The 17519-nt window shown below is 37.5% G+C and carries 18 protein-coding genes and 1 pseudogene; 1 reads left to right on the forward strand and 18 read right to left on the reverse strand.

All coding sequences use genetic code 11. From position 1 onward, the window contains the following. Position 1: 1 nt before the first annotated feature. From BLR86_RS10315 to cdaS, 6 genes and pseudogenes are all read right to left on the reverse strand, one after another. Positions 2-556, reverse strand: a complete 555-nt coding sequence (locus tag BLR86_RS10315) for an NADPH-dependent FMN reductase (RefSeq protein ID WP_090760987.1) — start codon at positions 554-556, stop codon at positions 2-4. Between the two features lie 133 nt (positions 557-689). Next, positions 690-1109 carry a DoxX family protein gene (locus BLR86_RS10320; protein WP_090760989.1) on the reverse strand — a complete coding sequence of 140 codons (420 nt, stop codon included), beginning with the start codon at positions 1107-1109 and terminating at the stop codon, positions 690-692. Between the two features lie 24 nt (positions 1110-1133). Then, positions 1134-1751, reverse strand: coding sequence for an alpha/beta hydrolase (locus BLR86_RS10325; protein ID WP_090760991.1), 618 nt, complete (start codon positions 1749-1751; stop codon positions 1134-1136). Next, positions 1748-2691, reverse strand: a pseudogene (locus BLR86_RS10330) (ring-cleaving dioxygenase). The gene BLR86_RS10325 and the pseudogene BLR86_RS10330 overlap by 4 nt, the downstream one beginning before the upstream one ends. Positions 2692-2720: 29 nt before the next feature. Next, entirely contained in the window at positions 2721-3659 is a 939-nt protein-coding gene (locus BLR86_RS10335) for a ring-cleaving dioxygenase (protein ID WP_090760993.1), read from the reverse strand. A gap of 237 nt (positions 3660-3896) precedes the next feature. Further along, positions 3897-4520, reverse strand: coding sequence for a sporulation-specific diadenylate cyclase CdaS (gene cdaS, locus BLR86_RS10340; protein WP_090760995.1), 624 nt, complete (start codon positions 4518-4520; stop codon positions 3897-3899). 236 nt (positions 4521-4756) lie between these two features. Between cdaS and BLR86_RS10345 the strand changes: the two genes are divergently transcribed. Then, the gene (locus BLR86_RS10345; RefSeq protein ID WP_090760997.1) at positions 4757-5251 is read left to right on the forward strand and encodes a hypothetical protein; all 495 of its coding nucleotides are present in this window, start codon (positions 4757-4759) and stop codon (positions 5249-5251) included. A gap of 44 nt (positions 5252-5295) precedes the next feature. Here BLR86_RS10345 and BLR86_RS10350 read toward each other — a convergent pair whose 3' ends face one another. The 12 genes from BLR86_RS10350 to fsa all read right to left on the reverse strand — a co-directional run bounded on the left by BLR86_RS10350 (position 5296) and on the right by fsa (position 17484). Then, a complete protein-coding gene (locus BLR86_RS10350; RefSeq protein WP_090760999.1) occupies positions 5296-6906 on the reverse strand; it encodes an anti-sigma factor family protein in 1611 nt (536 codons plus the stop codon). Continuing rightward, on the reverse strand, positions 6884-7450 hold the full coding sequence (locus BLR86_RS10355; RefSeq protein ID WP_090761001.1) for an RNA polymerase sigma factor: 567 nt from the start codon (positions 7448-7450) through the stop codon (positions 6884-6886). Before BLR86_RS10355 ends, BLR86_RS10350 begins: the two co-directional genes overlap by 23 nt. A gap of 385 nt (positions 7451-7835) precedes the next feature. Further along, positions 7836-8849: a pirin family protein gene (locus BLR86_RS10360; protein ID WP_090761003.1), complete on the reverse strand. Its 1014-nt coding sequence runs from the start codon at positions 8847-8849 to the stop codon at positions 7836-7838. Between the two features lie 13 nt (positions 8850-8862). Next, on the reverse strand, positions 8863-9840 hold the full coding sequence (locus BLR86_RS10365; RefSeq protein ID WP_090761005.1) for a ring-cleaving dioxygenase: 978 nt from the start codon (positions 9838-9840) through the stop codon (positions 8863-8865). Between the two features lie 43 nt (positions 9841-9883). Further along, positions 9884-10828: a ring-cleaving dioxygenase gene (locus tag BLR86_RS10370; protein ID WP_090761007.1), complete on the reverse strand. Its 945-nt coding sequence runs from the start codon at positions 10826-10828 to the stop codon at positions 9884-9886. 77 nt (positions 10829-10905) lie between these two features. Continuing rightward, positions 10906-11343 (reverse strand): MarR family winged helix-turn-helix transcriptional regulator, encoded by a 438-nt coding sequence (locus BLR86_RS10375; protein WP_090761009.1) that lies wholly within the window; start codon positions 11341-11343, stop codon positions 10906-10908. A 530-nt stretch (positions 11344-11873) separates the two neighbouring features. Beyond that, entirely contained in the window at positions 11874-12329 is a 456-nt protein-coding gene (locus tag BLR86_RS10380; RefSeq protein ID WP_090761011.1) for a threonine/serine exporter family protein, read from the reverse strand. A gap of 12 nt (positions 12330-12341) precedes the next feature. Beyond that, the gene (locus BLR86_RS10385) at positions 12342-13085 is read right to left on the reverse strand and encodes a threonine/serine exporter family protein (RefSeq protein WP_090761101.1); all 744 of its coding nucleotides are present in this window, start codon (positions 13083-13085) and stop codon (positions 12342-12344) included. Between the two features lie 400 nt (positions 13086-13485). Continuing rightward, positions 13486-14040, reverse strand: a complete 555-nt coding sequence (locus BLR86_RS10390) for an SRPBCC family protein (RefSeq protein ID WP_254782291.1) — start codon at positions 14038-14040, stop codon at positions 13486-13488. A 238-nt stretch (positions 14041-14278) separates the two neighbouring features. Then, the gene (locus BLR86_RS10395) at positions 14279-14956 is read right to left on the reverse strand and encodes a class I SAM-dependent methyltransferase (protein WP_254782292.1); all 678 of its coding nucleotides are present in this window, start codon (positions 14954-14956) and stop codon (positions 14279-14281) included. 443 nt (positions 14957-15399) lie between these two features. Then, positions 15400-16737: a glucose-6-phosphate isomerase gene (locus tag BLR86_RS10400; protein WP_090761015.1), complete on the reverse strand. Its 1338-nt coding sequence runs from the start codon at positions 16735-16737 to the stop codon at positions 15400-15402. Positions 16738-16824: 87 nt separating this feature from the next. Beyond that, positions 16825-17484 carry a fructose-6-phosphate aldolase gene (fsa, locus tag BLR86_RS10405; protein WP_045517207.1) on the reverse strand — a complete coding sequence of 220 codons (660 nt, stop codon included), beginning with the start codon at positions 17482-17484 and terminating at the stop codon, positions 16825-16827. Positions 17485-17519 lie beyond the last annotated feature (35 nt).

Raw genomic sequence — 17519 nt, forward strand, 5'->3', positions numbered from 1 at the left:
CTTATGCTTGATATTTTTTAGTTAACTCAACAAACGCATTGACGAATGTTTGTAAGAATTGGACCGTTCCGTCATCTTTAATTTTACCGTTTTCATCAAATAAAGCTGATACATTGCCAATATAAGCTTCCGGCTGTTGAACGATTGGCATATTTAAAAATACAAGTGATTGTCGTAAATGGTGGTTTGCACCAAATCCACTTAAGTTACCAGGGGATTGGCTGATTATGGCTGCGGGTTTGCCGTTCCATACACTTGCTCCATATGGACGCGATCCCACATCTAGTGAATTCTTAATTACAGCTGGTACTGAACGGTTATATTCAGGAGTTACGAATAATATAGCGTCCAGTTCCTTAACAGTATTACGGAAAGTAGTATAAGCTTCCGGTACATTGTTTTCATCATCATAGTCCTGATTATACAAAGGCAAATTTCCAATTTCGATAATTTCTGCTTTATATCCTTCAGGGAATAGAGTTGCAACATTAGCGGCAATTTTTTTAGAAAAAGAATCTTTCCGTAGTGAGCCAAGTAAAATACCAATTTTCGTCATATTGAATCAACCTTTCCTAACGCTTATATTTTTAATTCGAGATAATTGTATTCGAAGTATTTTTTTGTCAAAATATCATCTTCAAACATGCTGCCACTAAAAAACTAATCGAGAAGTAAAATTAATATTTATATTAAAGTGCTTTTGCGTTCGTTGAATCCCTGTGAAAGATTAGTTGACTTAAAGAGAATAGCTTGCTTCCATGAATTACAAGAAATGCTGCAATAGCTAAGAAAGCTAAGTCTAATTCATAACCGGCCATTTGACCATTTCCTAAAAATCCAATTGCTAATTTTACTTTTACTGTTGCTCCGATCATTAATAATGCAAATAAAGCAGATACAAGTCTTGTTGCCAATCCAATGATTAATAGGATACCCCCAATAATTTCGATTAATGCAACTCCATATGCCGCAGCTCCTGGTAAGCCAAGGCTTTCAAACCAGCCAGCCGTGTTCTCTATTCCACCTTGAAACTTAACAACTCCATGAATAAAAAATATTGCTCCTAATGTAACGCGTAAAATAAGTGCTCCAATTTCATTTTTTAACATTTTCGTATTTCCCCTTAAGTTTTATTATTTTGTTATAAAATTCTCTCGATACCAATTTGTTGCTGCTTCTACTTCTTGACTGGTTAATTGATGCCCTCTGTTTTCCCAATGAAGTTCTACCTTGGCATTTGCCTTTTCTAATAAAGACAGAAGCTCTGTAGATTCCATAGGAGAACAAATCGGGTCATTTGTCCCCGCCGCAATAAATACTGATTTCCCTGTTAAATCAGGAAGGTCCATTCCTTTTCGCGGCACCATTGGATGATGAAGAATCGCACCCTTTAATGCATGTTGATAGTGAAATAATAAACTAGCAGCTATATTTGCTCCATTTGAGTAGCCGATTGCTAGAATATTATTGCGATCAAAATCATACTTTTCGGCAGCTTCATCTAAAAACTCATTCAATTCTTTTGTACGAAAAATAAGATCTTCCTCATCAAAGATACCTTCTGCCAATCTGCGGAAAAACCGAGGCATTCCATTTTCTAATACATTCCCACGAACACTTAGTACATTTGCCTCATCATCAATCATTCCTGCAAGTGGCAGCAGGTCTAGTTCATTGCCTCCAGTACCATGAAGCAGTAATAACGTTGGTTTTGACGTATTTTGTCCCTTATTGAAAATATGTTTCATTATTTATCTCCCTCCAGAACTCGAACCGCTACAGGTGGTAAGGTCTCTTCTAGTTCTTCTCTTTTTGACTCTAGCCAAGATGGTAACATCAGTTTTTTACCGAGTTCAGCGACAGGTTCATCAACAGAAAAGCCCGGTGGATCGGTAGCTATTTCGAAGAGGATGCCTCCCTCTTCATGAAAATACACTGCTTTAAAATAGTTTCGATCTCGAATTTCTGTTGGATAGTAGCCTTTGTCTTGAAGAAGTGATCTCCATCTGAGTAAATCCTCTTCATCCTTTGCTCTCCAAGCTATATGGTGAACAGTACCTGCCCCCATTAAACCGCGGACAGATGGATTAAGCTGAATATCAATGGTGTTTCCAAGATGTCCTTCTGCCTTAAATCTTAGATAATCCCCTTCTTGACCAATGCATTCTAAACCCATCACATTTTCGAGTACATCTGTTGTTTTATGTGGCTGAGCAGAGTAAAGAATCGCACCGCCAAACCCTTTAATCGCATTTTCTGCTTGAATCCCACCAATACTCCAATGATTGATAGGTCCTTCATCTCTTTCAATTAGTTCAAGTAACAATCCGTCTGGGTCATTAAATTGGATATATTTTTCTCCAAACCGAATGGATGAGTTGGATTCAATATTAAACTTTCCTAAACGATTCTCCCAAAATGAAGTCGTACCCTTTGGAATAAGGCAACTTATTACACCTACCTGTCCAGTTCCCATTCTGCCTTTTAATTGTTTTGCCCAAGGGAAGAAGGTAATGACCGTTCCTGGGTCACCCGCTCCATTTCCAAAATATAGATGATACACTTCTGGGCGATCAAAGTTGATTGTTTTTTTAATTAGCCTTAAACCCAGAACACCAGCATAAAGTCGATATTCCGTTGGGCATCATTGACCATCGCGGTGATATGATGGATGCCTGACGTTTTTAGCATGCTGATTCACTCCACTTCACAAATAGGATTTAATCTAATTCTCTTACTGTAATTGGAATCAATCCGCGTTCAATTTGGTCTCTATGTGGTTCATACTGTGCAGGAAGCATTAATTTCTCTCCCATTGTTTCTTGTGATTCATCATGGGCAAAGCCTGGAGGATCTGTTGCAATTTCAAATAAGATTTCACCGTGTTCTCTAAAATAAATCGCATTGAAATAGTTTCGATCCTGTACCGGAGTGACACCGTACCCATTCGCCGCCACATACTTTTGCCAATCCAATTGATCTTGGTCATCAATTGCACGCCAAGCAATGTGGTGTACTGTACCTACACCCATTCGACCGCGTCCAGTTGAAGTTAGTTTTAGATCAATAACATTTCCAATATCAGCCGATGAACGGTAACGGGCAAAATCTCCTTCTTTTCCTACAAGTTCAAGACCCATAACATTTTCTAACAAATCTGCCGTTTTTTGAGGCTGACTTGATAATAGAGTTGCTCCGCCAAATCCTTTGATGGCAACCTCTGGTGTTACCCCACTAAAGTTCCAATTATTGACCTCGCCTTCCTCCCTTTCAACAATTTCAAGGTGAAGGCCATGTGGATCATCGAATTCCAAATATTGCTCGCCGAATCGTTCCTTTTTTGTAAAAGGTACTTTGAACTTTTCTAATCTATTTTCCCAAAATACCATGGCACCTTTAGGAACAACATATGAGGTTACTCCTACCTGACCGTCACCGATCGTTCCTTGACGCGCTCCTGCCCAAGGGAAGAATGTGATGATGGTTCCAGGTTTTCCTCCTCCATCACCGAAATACAGGTGATACGTTCCAGGGTCATCAAAGTTTACCGTTTGTTTAACTAGGCGCAATCCTAATACACCTGCATAAAAATCAACATTCTCCTGTGGATGACCTGCAATTGCAGTAATATGATGAATACCCATTGTTTTCTTACTCATTTTAAAAACACTCCTTTTAAATGATGATGTCTTTTATTTAATTAAATATCGATAATATTTAAAAGTTGAGATTCTCAAGTTCGAGATACTTTAGAATAAAAATGCATCTAATCCCTTTATCTGAACTGTGTGTATCTTTAATTACAATATCTCGAATTAAAGATATTATTATTATAAATCATCTTCTCTAAATGTCAACAGCAATTATTAAATTATCATCTTTTGAATCCTTTGCCATTAAGAAAAAATCGGGTTTCTAGTGTTTATTGGATATAGTTTCCCATCCAACGCAAAAGAAATTTTACCCGTTTCTTCAGAAACAACAAGAGCAAGTGCATCGCTTTTTTCGGATATTCCTAGGGCTGCACGGTGGCGTGTTCCAACTTTCTTATCACCAGTTACTGCAGTTGTCAGAGGAAGCACATTTGCTGCCGAAACAACTTGATTTCCCTTTATTAAAACAGCTCCATCATGTAATGGGTTTCCTGGATAAAAAATTGATCCCAATAATTTTGGTGTTACAAGAGCTCCTATTGTGGTTCCCTTTTGGATAATGGTGTCAACAGAATCACTACGTTCAACAACAATAAGTGCACCATGTCGGTTTTTCGATAGGATTTGAGCTGCAATAGATAACTCATCATATGTATCTGTAAAGGACGATAAGTAACAATTTAAATAAAAAGAAGCCGCCATGGATTCAATTTTTATTAGATGTTCTTTTACATCTTCTAATCCCCCTAATACACAGTGGTTTTCTTTACCGAGGATATTTAGATTGGTTTCGAGTAAATCAATTATATTTTTAATGCCATCCTCCAAATTTTGCTTTAATGGTGAAAAATCACAATTACTCTCCATTTAGGTATTCCTCCAACTATCAGCTAAAAGCCGTTAATTTCAACATCATTTTTATTTACGGTACTTGTTAGAAATAGTATTCGTTTGGTGTTTAAAAAATATGAATGAGCAATCCGACAAAATCTCACGCGACTTTATTTGATTTATTTTCTTATGTTTACTATAATATATTTAGGTTACTAAAAGTATACATGTTACTTTTTATATAATATTATTTTAGAAGCGAGGTATGGAAAATGAATATGTTAGATTCAAAAGTAATTCAAACAAGATTTGAAAGAGAAATTTTTATTGAAGAAAAATCAACTATTAACATTAATGGGTTTCGTTCTCTAGATAAGAACACTCCTTTTTATGAATTTATGATAGGTTTGGATCTAATTCGGATTAGGGATAATGAATATTATGGAACGAAGAAAAGTTACGTGAATATAAGAATCTCTGAAGATTTACAATCTCTTTTCGTAGTAGAGCCTGATGTTCAAAGTATTTTTGCCATCAAAAATAAACAAGAAAAAGAAGCAACCATTGAATTAATTCATTATTTATTAGTTGATTCACAAACTTTTAAACAAGTGGTTTCAGAAATGATAGGTAACTTAAAGAAAGAAAATGTCGTTAATGGATTTGAAGTCAAGGAAGCAAAGACTAAACTGGCTGTGCTTGAACGATTATTAACCGTCAGAGAAGAAGATGTTACATTTACCATTCGAATGGAGAATATAGCTTAGTATTAAAAAGGAGAGAAGCCCCATGGCTTTTCTCCTTTTCTTGGTTACTTAAACAATGGAACTTCCCATTTATCGCTTGCTTTTTCATAATGTGTTACGGAAAGCAGGTGTAAGGTTAATTCCTCAGGAACCTCATCGATATCATAGGCCCTGAGATCAAGGGTTGTCTTGTAGCGGCCATTTTTATCTTTTTCATCGAGAATCGATCCGCTATGATACGCAAGGAATGCTTTACCTTGGTCATCCACGATAGACCATGCTCCGAAATCAGAACTCCCAGCTTCCTTTCCACCTTCCATCTCAATGGTAAAAATATTATCGATCTCGACAGGGTTAAGTGACTTTCGGAGCGAAAACTTAAGCTTCTTTTCCGCGTCCTTTATCGTGATAAAATTCCCTTCATATTCAAACGAGACCGGGTTCTTCTTTAATTCTTTCGGTTTAAACTTTATCGAGAAATAGGAAGGTACTGTTTTAACAACACCATCCAATACAAATGTTAGTTTGCCGTCCTTATTTTGCGGGATAAAGGATTCATTCCAGGCCACCTGCCCGATTTGCCCCATATCAGCACCTGAACCTTGAATCATTCCTGTGTCACTCGGGTGCCCTTTCCCTTCAAAAAAACTATTGTGATGGTAAACAGCACTCTTTTCCTCGTTCTCAATATGATATTGAATGGCAGTGCCATAATTCGCGAAAGAGTTGACGATCCCCCCACCAAACCTCTCTTTTAGATTGTTAATTTCCGCTTCCACCTTTGCCTGTTCTTCTTTTGCAAAAGACGTTTCATATAATAGTTCACTAGAGGATGGAGCAAATCGAACTTCTTTCATCTTTATATTCACGCCATTCATACTTGTTAACGCACCATCTAATGAGAGAGTGGTCGTAAATTTATTCCGTTCTTTTAAATCAATAGGAATTTCCATCTTCCAATTGCCCTTTACACCGTTTAGCTCAACCAAATCAAATTTAACGTTAACTTCCTCTAAGTCCTCTTGTTCCCGCAGCGAAAATTCGATTAAACCGTACTCACTTCCCTTCTGCCAGCTCATACCTACCCCATTAAGAATTTTTCCATTTTGATCGCTTGCAGAGATTTTATTTTTTAAATCATCCAGCTCGATATAGGAATCCTGTATTTTCCCGGTTTTGTTTACGATTTGATAGGATAATGCAACCCTTGAAGAATCGGCTACCACATCTTCTACTCTAAATGTAAGCCCTTGATCTGTCACTTCACGATTGACCCGCTCTGCCATCCCTGCATTCGACGCTATTTTTAATCCTTCATCTACTTGATCGGTAGCAAACAAACCTCCCACCCACTTTGCAAAACTAGGATTTAGTGTAGTGCTTAATCCAAAAGCTAACACCACTCCTGCTGCAACAAGCATGCTTCGTTTCCAAGCAGGCTTTTTCGGTTGTTTTCCATATGGCTCAAGTTGGGCAAGAATGGTGGAAGCAAAATCATCTGGCAGCTCTGGCGTTTGTAAGGTTTCTTTTAATAATTTCTGCTCTTCGTAAAGTTCTTCAACCAAGTGTTTGCAATCATTGCAGCCTTTTAAATGAGTGCTGAGCTCAACAAGCTCCTGTTCCGTCAGCAGGTTATCAACATATTGTAAAAGTTTATCGATCGTTGGACAATTCATGGAAATAGCCTCCTTCTCGTTTGACCGCAGCTCTCATTTTTTGCTTAGCGCGATGAAGTTTATTCCGAACACTTGAAACAGGGAGTTCACTCAACTCACTAATTTCGCTATAGCTCAATTCATTTACATAGCGCAAAAGAATAATCATTCGCTCATCTTCAGGCAGGGCTGCAATTAGCCGCTCAAGCTGGCGATTTTTCTCCTTTTTCAAAAAAATGACTTCTGGATGATTGGGATTTACTACTTTTTCTTCATTTATTTCTACTGGTTTCATTTTATAACTCTTCTTGCGGAACTCATCCATACAATGATTAATCGCGACGCGGTACATCCAATTAGAAAACGATCCCTTATTATCGTATTTCCCCAGCTGTTGATACACCTTTATAAAGGCTTCCTGTACCAAGTCTTGTGCATTCTGCGGATTTCTTGTCATTCGTAAAATGGTGGCATATAACTGGTTTTTGTATTTATTAATAATGTGTGCGTAGGCTTGCTTATTGCCAGATAACACTTCTTGAATCCATTGCCATTCTTCCTCCATAAAAACCCTCCTGCTAAAACGATCATGCGCATGTCTCGTTTTTTCTATCATCTATTATAACGAGTTTATCTGCTGGAAAATTTCATATAAAAAAAATCTTTGTTAAATTTCATTGTTGATTATAAGTACAACCGTATGAAAGTTCGCTGATAGACAAATCAGGAGATTCTTCAATGAAATTAGTCCTTCATAAGGATTTTCGTAACAAATCAACACCTGTATGTAACAAAGCCTAATAAAAGAGACTCAGTCCACTAGTGAACTGAGCCAATTTTTATATTTATTTTCAAACCTATAAAACTATGGATCCATTTCGTAGCGTTATCCGGGTATTTCCAATTTTCCTCATTAAAAAGGCAAAATGCCTTACATCAATGAATAGTGGTTACCTTTTTTCAACTCTTCCATCCGCATGACGTGCGAATCTTCCTGACTCACGCTCATTAACAGGATCTGGACGGTCCCACGGCCAGCCACCAAATTGAGTAGTTTGAAAATCCTTGAACGCATCGCGAATTTCCTGCTCAGTATTCATGACAAACGGTCCATAGGACACGACAGGTTCTTGTATCGGCTCACCCTCTAGGAGCAGCATATAACTCTCAGATGATCCATTTATAATCATGATTTCCTCATCACCAGCAAGCTTTACACGATGGTACGCTTCGATCGCTGTTTCGTCTATATTTAGTTTATCACCCTGATAATAGTATAGATTTCTCGTCATTGTCGCTGAAACTGACGGCAGGGCGAAGACTGCTTCCGGCTCCATATGAATAACGTAGATTCCCACATGATGATTTTTGTCGTTTGCCCAAGAAGCATCGTTTGGTTCTAAACTAGACTTGCCCATCACACTTCCGGCGATCAGTCTTACGGTCGTTTTCTGTCCATTCGCAGCCGCTGATTGTACTTCCGGTATATCTTCGGCCCATAACATTTTATATTCAGGATTAGCGAATTTATCTTTTGCAGGCAGATTCAGCCATATCTGAAAGAATTCAAGTGGATTGCCTTTGTCCTGATGGACGAGAGGAAACATTTCAGTATGCTGGGCGCCCTTTCCTGCTGTCATCCACTGAACATCCCCATTCCCAAATCGTCCTACAGACCCATATGAATCAAAATGATCAATAAGACCTTCAAGAACCACTGTTACCGTTTCAAAACCTCTGTGGGGATGTACAGGAAATCCTGGAACCGTCGTGCCATGATACATTCTAAAACCATCACGCAACGTAAAATCCTCGCCAAGATTTCTGCCTTCTAATGAAACGTTAGGACCCTGCTCTTTATTTCCTGATGGATACGCATCTTTATGATGGACGGTCATTAGGAACGGATCTTCAGTCTCCCATGGAAATCCTAATTTTTGTATTTTCAAGATTTTGCTATTCACTTGGTTTCCTCTCCTATTCTTTGACGAATTCCTTTGTACTTCTAACTGTATCAATTGGACGTACTAATTTTTCTATTTCTTCACGTTTAGGCTCTAAGAATGGAGGTAACGATAATTTTTCCCCAAGTGTTTCATAAGGTTCGTCACCCATAAAACCAGGACCATCTGTAGCGAACTCAAATAATATTTGTGGTGCCACTCTTGCGTATAATGACTCAAAAAAGTGACGATTTACATAACCAGATGTTTGGAATCCAAAACTACTCAACCTTCCAATCCATTCTTCTAATACGGCGCGATCCTCTACTCGGAATGCCGCATGGTGAACCGTACCAAAACCTTGTCGGGCTTGAGGAAGTACCGCATTATATTCTACAATGACCGATGCACCATTCCCGCCTTCGCCCACTTCAAATAAATGGAATGACCCGTCTTGTGCAGTCTCTTTAAATAATAGAACTTTTTCCAGCATTTCTTTAAAATAATCAAAGTTCGCAATACGAACAAATACAGGACCTAAACCAGTAATGGCATATTCTAATGGAATGGGACCTTTTTGCCATGGTGTGCCAGATTCCACACCTTTATTAAATTCATCTGAAATCAATTGATAGTGCTGATCATCAAAATCAACGAAAGAGAGAGTCTTCTTGCCAAATTGTTCTTTGATTCCAGTATGTTTGACTTCTAAACGATCAAAACGTTTTACCCAATAGTCTAATGCTGCATCACTCGGGACACGGAACGATGTTTTTGAAATCTCGTTTGTACCATGTACACCTTTCGGAATGCCTGGGAAGTCAAAGAATGTCATGTCTGTGCCTGCGCTGCCTTTATCATCGGCAAAAAATAAATGATAGGTTTGAATATCATCTTGGTTGACTGTTTTTTTAACTAAACGCATACCTAAAACATAGGTAAAAAATTCATAGTTCTTTTCTGCACTGCTTGTAATCGCTGTTATGTGGTGTATTCCTTTTAATTCGTTCATTTTAACTTCCTCCTAAGATTTTCAAATTTTTATAGTTCGTACATTAAAACTTCTCAATGGGTGTTAGGTTTTTTTCAATTTCATCCCTGCGGTCTTCTAAAAATGGCGGTAAATCTAATTTTTCTCCAAGTGTTTCAATATCCCCATCAATCGTGAACCCTGGCCCATCGGTTGCAATTTCAAATAGAATTCCATTTGATTCACGGAAATACAGGCTCTTAAAGTAGAAGCGATCCACGATGCCAGATGAATGGAAGCCGCGTGCTCGTACTTGTTCGTCCCAATATTCGAGTTCTTCATCGTCTTTTACACGAATCGCTAAATGATGAATACTGCCGCGACCTGGTTTTTCAGAAGGGCCGTCTAAATATTTCACGACGATTTCTCCAAAAACCTCTCCTTTGATGGATTGAAAAATCGCTTCGTCATCTGTTCGGCTTATCTCTGTATAACCAAACATGTCTGTAAGTGTGTTTGCTAGTTTATCAAGTCTTCGTACCGTTATTTCCACAGAGCCCATTCCTTGAATCTGGTGCTCGTTGGGAACATCGGATTTTTCCCACGTTTCCCAGTGTTGTACTTTTGCACCGTTTGAGACAAGAAGTACCATACGTAAACCTTCAGAGTCTTCAAAGTGTAAAGCTGGATGATTGGCATACGTTGTAATGTCACTATTGGTAACACCGTGTTCCTCGAAACGTGCTTTCCAATAGGCTAAACTTGCTTCTGATGGTACAAGTAAACCAATTTTTGTGATGGCATTTGTACCACGATGTGTATGTCCAACTAGTGGAATTTCAAAAAACGATAATTCAGTACCTGGGCTGCCTGTTTTATCCCCGAAAAATAAGTGATACATGGATGGATCATCTTGGTTCACGGTCACTTTCACACGCCGTAAACCAAGCACATGACAGTAAAAGTGATTATTTTTACTTGCATTTTTTGTAATCATTGAAATGTGATGATGTCCTGGAATTTTATACATAAAATTATTCCTCCTCTTCCAGTTAACTAGTCAAGTGATAATGAAAAAATAAAAATTTACCACAAGTAAAAGGATCGTTATTTTTCTAATTTAATCTCAGTATGCTTTTGGAGCTTAGTCATCAGTTTGTATAGTGTTTTTTGCTCATCCTCTGTTAAGCACTCACTGAAAATGGACGTTTGGTAAGTAAGTTGATGGTCAAAAACTTCATGCATTTTACCTTCTCCTTTCGAAGTAAGGGTTATCCATTTGGTTTTCCAGTCCTGCTTACGCTGTATATATCCCTCTTGTTCAAGTCGAGTGAGCATACGGGAAATTCCACCCTCAGATACCGTTACTTTCGTGGCAAGTTGACTTTGTGTAATCGGCTGATAAGTCGCAACCTGGTTTAATACATCAAACTGTGCAGCTGTGATCCCAAACTGTTTCAAGAAATCATTTGACAATAAATTACTTTGATGTGTAAAGCGAGCAATACGCAACCAAATTAGTGAACCAAGTGTATTATTTCTCAATATGACTCATTTCCTTTCGTTACTATCACTTTACACCTCAAGTGAATAAAACGCAAGAAAAATATCTTGGATTCGAGATATTTCTCCATCGCAGAATTTCAATTACATAATAGCGCTATTGTTGAAGATCATAGGTAGAAAATGATCAAATTTTTTTATAAAAGCCAAACTTAAATCTGGTGAAAAAGAATCCATTTTGATCAATCTCTTTTCAAAATGGATTCTTCGGGTTGTATCCTATTTCCTAGTGGTCAATTTAGTTTTCTAATGATGGTTGTTTTTGTTTTGATTTTTTAAGAGAGAAGGCAAATAGTAGCCCAACTAATACCATAATTCCCGCATTTTTTTACTAATTCAAGTTAAAATTCGGGTGAATTTTTGATAAAAATACCTGCTTAGTGAAGAAGAAAATTAGCCGATACTATCCTATAAGATGCTAATAGAGGATGTTCATGTTTAAAAAATGGAGTTGTGGAGTCCTCTAAAAAAGAGCCTAATTTGTAGGCTCTTTTTTCCTTTTTTTCAATAACTTACTTGTGAAAACCATTTAAATGAATTTTCCTTCTTACTGTTAAAATCCGCATGATCGCTTCTGACAACACCAGTCCAACAGCAATGGCACCTGCTGTCATAATGGCTTTTACGCCAATCTGAATTCCTAAGTTATAATGGTCTTCAACAAAGTTTCTTGTTGCATCATAGGCTAAGCCACCAGGTACTAATGGAAGGATACCTGAAATACTAAATACAATAACGGGAGTCTTGTAGATCTTCGCAAATATTCGGCTAATTACGCCAATGGAAAAAGAGGCGATTAAAGTAGCTTGCACTGTATCATAATCATGGTTCATCAACGAACTGTGTAAAAGTCTGCCTGCCATACCAACAATGCAACATTGCAGGATATTCTTTTCTGGTACATTAAATATTACAGCAAAGGCCCCTGAAACAATGAAAGTAGTCAATAGATGTATAATCATGTCCATGTATTCCTCGTTCTATTTAAAGAGTGAAAAAACAGTCGCTACACCAGCCCCAATGGCAAATGCAGTCAAGGCTGCATCTGCACCTTTTGATAATCCAGAAACAAGATGCCCTGCCATTAAATCTCTTACAGCGCTCGTAATCAGAAGGCCAGGTACTAGTGGCATAATACTTGCGACTATAATATTAGAAAGGTCTTGTCCCAAACCAACATATTTGAAGAAATAGGACATTAGACTCACAATTAGAGCTGCTAAAAATTCTGTGAAAAATTTAATATCTACTACACGATGAATATAACTCACACATAAAAAACCTGCACCACCGGCGAGGAATGCGGAAAAAAAGTCATTCCATTCCCCATTAAACATGACGAGGGAGAAGCCGCTTACGATAGAAGCTGAAATAATCTTTACATATGTAGGATATTTTAGATTTCCTTTCTCGATTTTTCTTAAAGTAAAGTAGGCCTCCTCTGCTGAGATTTCCCCGCTACTAATTTTCCTGGATATACTATTTACGATAATGACTTTGTATAAATCCGTAGACCGATTTGAAATTTGTACTAATTTGGTTTGTTCAGTTCCACATAATGAAAATATAATTCCAGTCGGTGTCACATAACTGTTTGGGTAGTTTATCCCAAAAGAACCTGCAATTCTCATCATTGTATCTTGAACTCGGTATGTCTCTGCTCCGCTTTCTAACATAATTTTCCCAGCAAGTAAACACAATTCTCCTAATTCGTTAGTATTCATTCTTTTATCCAACTGTTACCCACTCCATTAAATGACATAAGGCTATTGTTATCTTTCAACTTATTTGGGATTATATACATTTCAAGAAAATAAAGAATATATATGTAAACACATGTTTGATTTGGTGAATATTTGGTGAGGCTTTCGTAGAAATAGCTATTTTATGCCATTGAAGTTAGTTTGCAAGCTCTTTTCTTATTAAATATTTGCTTTTTTTCTGCGAAAACACAGCACAATCATTAATTATTGTTACAAAAAGCAACAAAGTTTAAGAAAAGAGCCATAAATAAAGAAAAGACGTATGCCCATTCATACGTCAATTCTTGTGTCTATTATTAAGGAAGCACTCGAAAACGGAACCCTTTGGTCGGTGTTGTTAGCTGTGGCTATACCTAACGTTTTATATCTTTGGTATGTATTCATCTAATTGATAAAAGGTTCCGGTATATCCTTCTTGAGCCATCTCTTTTGAATCCTCGAAGGTTTTGATCTCTTCCGCTGTCGGGGATAGGGGAACCACAGCCATTGTTAGGTTTGTTTTTCCTTCATCCTTGGTGAGTGTAATGGTATTCAGGGTTTCCATGGGCCAATTTGCGTGAAAGGGTGCACGTACAATGTTACCTTCTTCATCAGAAAAAAAACTAGTGTAAACGATTTTTTCTGGTGCAATAATTTCACTGTATACAAATTTAACCCACATTACGTTGCCGTCAGCAGGTTTCTGGCTGTAGTGAAATACACCGCCCGGACGGAAATCTGATTTAGAAACCTCGAACGTCCACCCTTTTGGTCCCCACCAGTTCTTTAGATGTTCTGATTCCGTTAATGCCTTAAACACAAGTTCACGTGAAGCATTGAAAGTATGAGTGATTTTGATTTGAGTTGACATGGTAATTCCTCCAGTATGTTTAAAGTCATATACATAGTATGGTTTAAGCTCAATCAATTCTTTCATTTTTTCAAACGCCTCTTCTTTATTAACTGTTACTTTTTCAGGTGCTTGGAATTGGCCTGAATATGTATTTCAAGTAAGTACAAAAACGCAAGGAGATTTACATGTTTAATCGTGCAAGAATGCAAATAAACTTTTTCAATCATGTGATTTTAGACGAAGAATGTAGGGCTTCAAATTTTCGAAGCCCTTTATTTGGTTATAAGAATATCAAAAGCCTTATAAAAAGGTTACTAAGAACCTATATCGCACATGAAAATACCCGATAGTCCAAAACTCCTTGATATTTTGCCATTATATAAAAATGCTGATTCATGATGGTGTACAGTTCAGGTTCAATATAATCTGAATAATAGAATTCGGGAGTTAGACTCTGTTGGGGTTGTTCTTGCTTACGAATTTTTATCCCTTTAAATCCAGTCCGTTGCAATAAAGTAATCCAATCTCTTTCCATCAGCAGGGAATCTAATCCATAAAATTGAGTAATTTCTTTCTTATTACTTGGATCCATTCGTTGATTAATGGTAAGTTCATTTGCAATAAATCGGCCACCCTTCTTTAATAATCGAAAAGCTTCTGTTAGTGATCTTGGTTTATTGACAAAAGAAAGAACAGATTCAGAAATAATAAAATCAAAAGTCTCATCCTTTAATGGGCAATTTTCAATAGATCCTTGGATAATTTCTACCGGTAATTGGTATAGTGCCATTCTCGTTTTAGCCTTTTCGACCATGACAGGATTGATGTCTATTCCAGTTACGATTGCTCCGTATTGGGTAGCCAAATAGGCTGCTGTTTGGCCAGTACCACAACCAACATCTAAAATGTGAGTAGTGGAGGTGATTCTTTCAGACTTGAATACTTCCTTTGTCAGTTGAATACCCCCTGGATGTGCACCACCAACACCAAACTTAGACAAGAAATCTAAATAGATTGGGGTCTCAATTCTAACCACCTACTTGATTTAATTTTTAATAATCAGAAAGTAACTAGTATGACTATATCAATCTGGTTAAGATCCGAAATTGGTGACATCCTCATATCCTTTCAGGATTCCATCAATGGATTTTCCCATTACACATATAACGTTGCATTTTACTCCTCCAATAGTTGAACTTTCTACAACTGTATATGAGGGTTCGGAACACAATGTGTCTGAAAGGAACTAAAATCTAAAAAAATATCAGTTTGTTATGTTTACTAATCCAGACTTAGGATTGAACGTTAGCAATTTGAGGGATGCCAACTATAAAAAAAAGCAGTCCGATTCATGCGAATCGGACTGCTTGTTAGTGTGTTATTAATGTTTAGTACTCGATAACAGAACCCGTTAATCTAAGACAAGAGTGTTTTCATTTACTATTATTTAGATAGACGTTTTTGTAATTCTTCTCTTTCTGCTTCATATCCTGGTTTACCAAGAAGTGCAAACATGTTTTTCTTATAAGCTTCTACACCTGGCTGATCAAAAGGATTTACTCCCATTAGCAAGCCGCTGATTCCGCACGCTTTCTCAAAGAAATAAACCATTTCACCGAAGGTATACTCATTTAATTGATCCAGCTCAACAGATAGGTTAGGAACTGCTCCATCTACATGAGCTAAAACCGTTCCTTGAGCAGCATTCTTGTTAACATAGTCCATTGTTTTCCCAGCTAGATAATTTAACCCATCTAGGTCAGAATCTTCTTTTCCAAGAGTTATGTCTAGTTTAGGTTCTTTTACAGATACAACTGTCTCAATAAGATCACGGCGTCCTTCTTGGACATATTGTCCCATCGAATGAAGATCAGTGCTGAAATCGACAGAAGCAGGATAGAGTCCTTTTTGGTCTTTTCCTTCACTTTCACCAAATAACTGTTTCCACCATTCTGATACATAATGAAGGGAAGGCTCAAAGTTTACCAATAGTTCAATTGATTTTCCTTTACGATAAAGCGCATTTCTAACAGCAGCATACTGATAACTTTGGTTTTCTGCCAAGTTTGGATTATTATACTTATCTGCAGCAGCAGCAGCACCTGCCATCATTTTATCAATATCTAAGCCTGCGGTGGCAATCGGTAATAACCCTACTGCGGTTAATACAGAGTATCTGCCGCCAACATCATCAGGTATGACAAAAGTTTCGTACCCTTCCTCATCAGCAAGTGTTTTTAAAGCTCCTTTAGCACGATCCGTTGTGGCATATATGCGTTTTCTTGCTTCTTCTTTGCCATACTTTTTCTCCAAATAATCACGGAAAATACGGAACGCAATGGCAGGCTCTGTTGTTGTACCTGATTTTGAAATCACATTGACTGAAATATCCTTGTCCTTCAGCACGTCAAATAAGTGAGAAATATAAGTAGCACTGATATTTTGTCCGGCAAAATAAATCTCTGTTTTGTCATCCATTTGGTTATGAAATGTATGAGAAAGTGCTTCAATAGCAGCTCTTGCGCCAAGGTAAGAGCCTCCGATACCGATTATGATTAAAGCATCGGAATTACTGCGAATTCTTTCAGCAGCCGCTTTGATTCTTGCATATTCTTCTTTGTCATAGTTATGTGGTAAATCAACCCAACCAAGATAGTCGGATCCGGGACCTTTTTTCTCGTGGAGCATGTTATGTGCGGTTTTCACAAACTCCCCTAAATAGTCCACTTCATGCTGCTGCATGAAAGATAATGCATTAGAATAATTAAAAGTAATAGTCATCGTTGTTCTCCCCTACCAAATTAATTATTTATGTAAGGCGTTATCTCAAACCTCTAGAAGATAACGCCCTTTAGTTTTTAGTAATTTTTAAACAGTTTTCCAATCAGCCGCAAATTTTTCAAGGCCTTGGTCTGTTAACGGATGTTTTGATAATTGCTCAATGACCTTAAATGGAATGGTTGCAATATGAGCTCCAGCCAACGCCACACGAGTAACATGGTCAGGATGACGAACAGATGCTGCAATGATTTGTGAATCTAGATTTTGAACACGGAACATTTGAGCAATTTTTGCGACAAGTTCTACACCATCTTCATTAATATCATCTAAACGTCCTAAGAATGGTGAAACATAAGTTGCCCCAGCACGAGCAGCAAGCAATGCCTGATTCACACTAAATATCAGAGTAACGTTAGTCTTAACACCTTTTTTAGTTAAATAGCGGCAAGTCTCTAGTCCATCAAGTGTCATTGGAACTTTGATGGTAATATTCTTATCGCCACCGTTGATTTTAATCAGTTCGTCTGCTTCCGCAATCATTTGCTCAGCTGTTAAAGCATTAGGTGTTACCTCGGCAGAAACTGACTCAACCTCTGGAACTGCATTTAGGATTTCTGCGATACGATCTTCGAATTTCACGCCTTCTTTCGCAACTAATGAAGGGTTGGTTGTTACACCTGATAATACGCCAATTTTATAAGCCTTTTTGATTTCCTCTAGGTTTGCAGTATCGATAAAAAATTTCATGATGTTTTTTCCTCCAATTTTTTTTTAATTCAATT

The sequence above is a fragment of the Bacillus sp. OK048 genome (assembly GCF_900103525.1).
Taxonomy (GTDB): Bacteria; Bacillota; Bacilli; order Bacillales; family Cytobacillaceae; genus Neobacillus.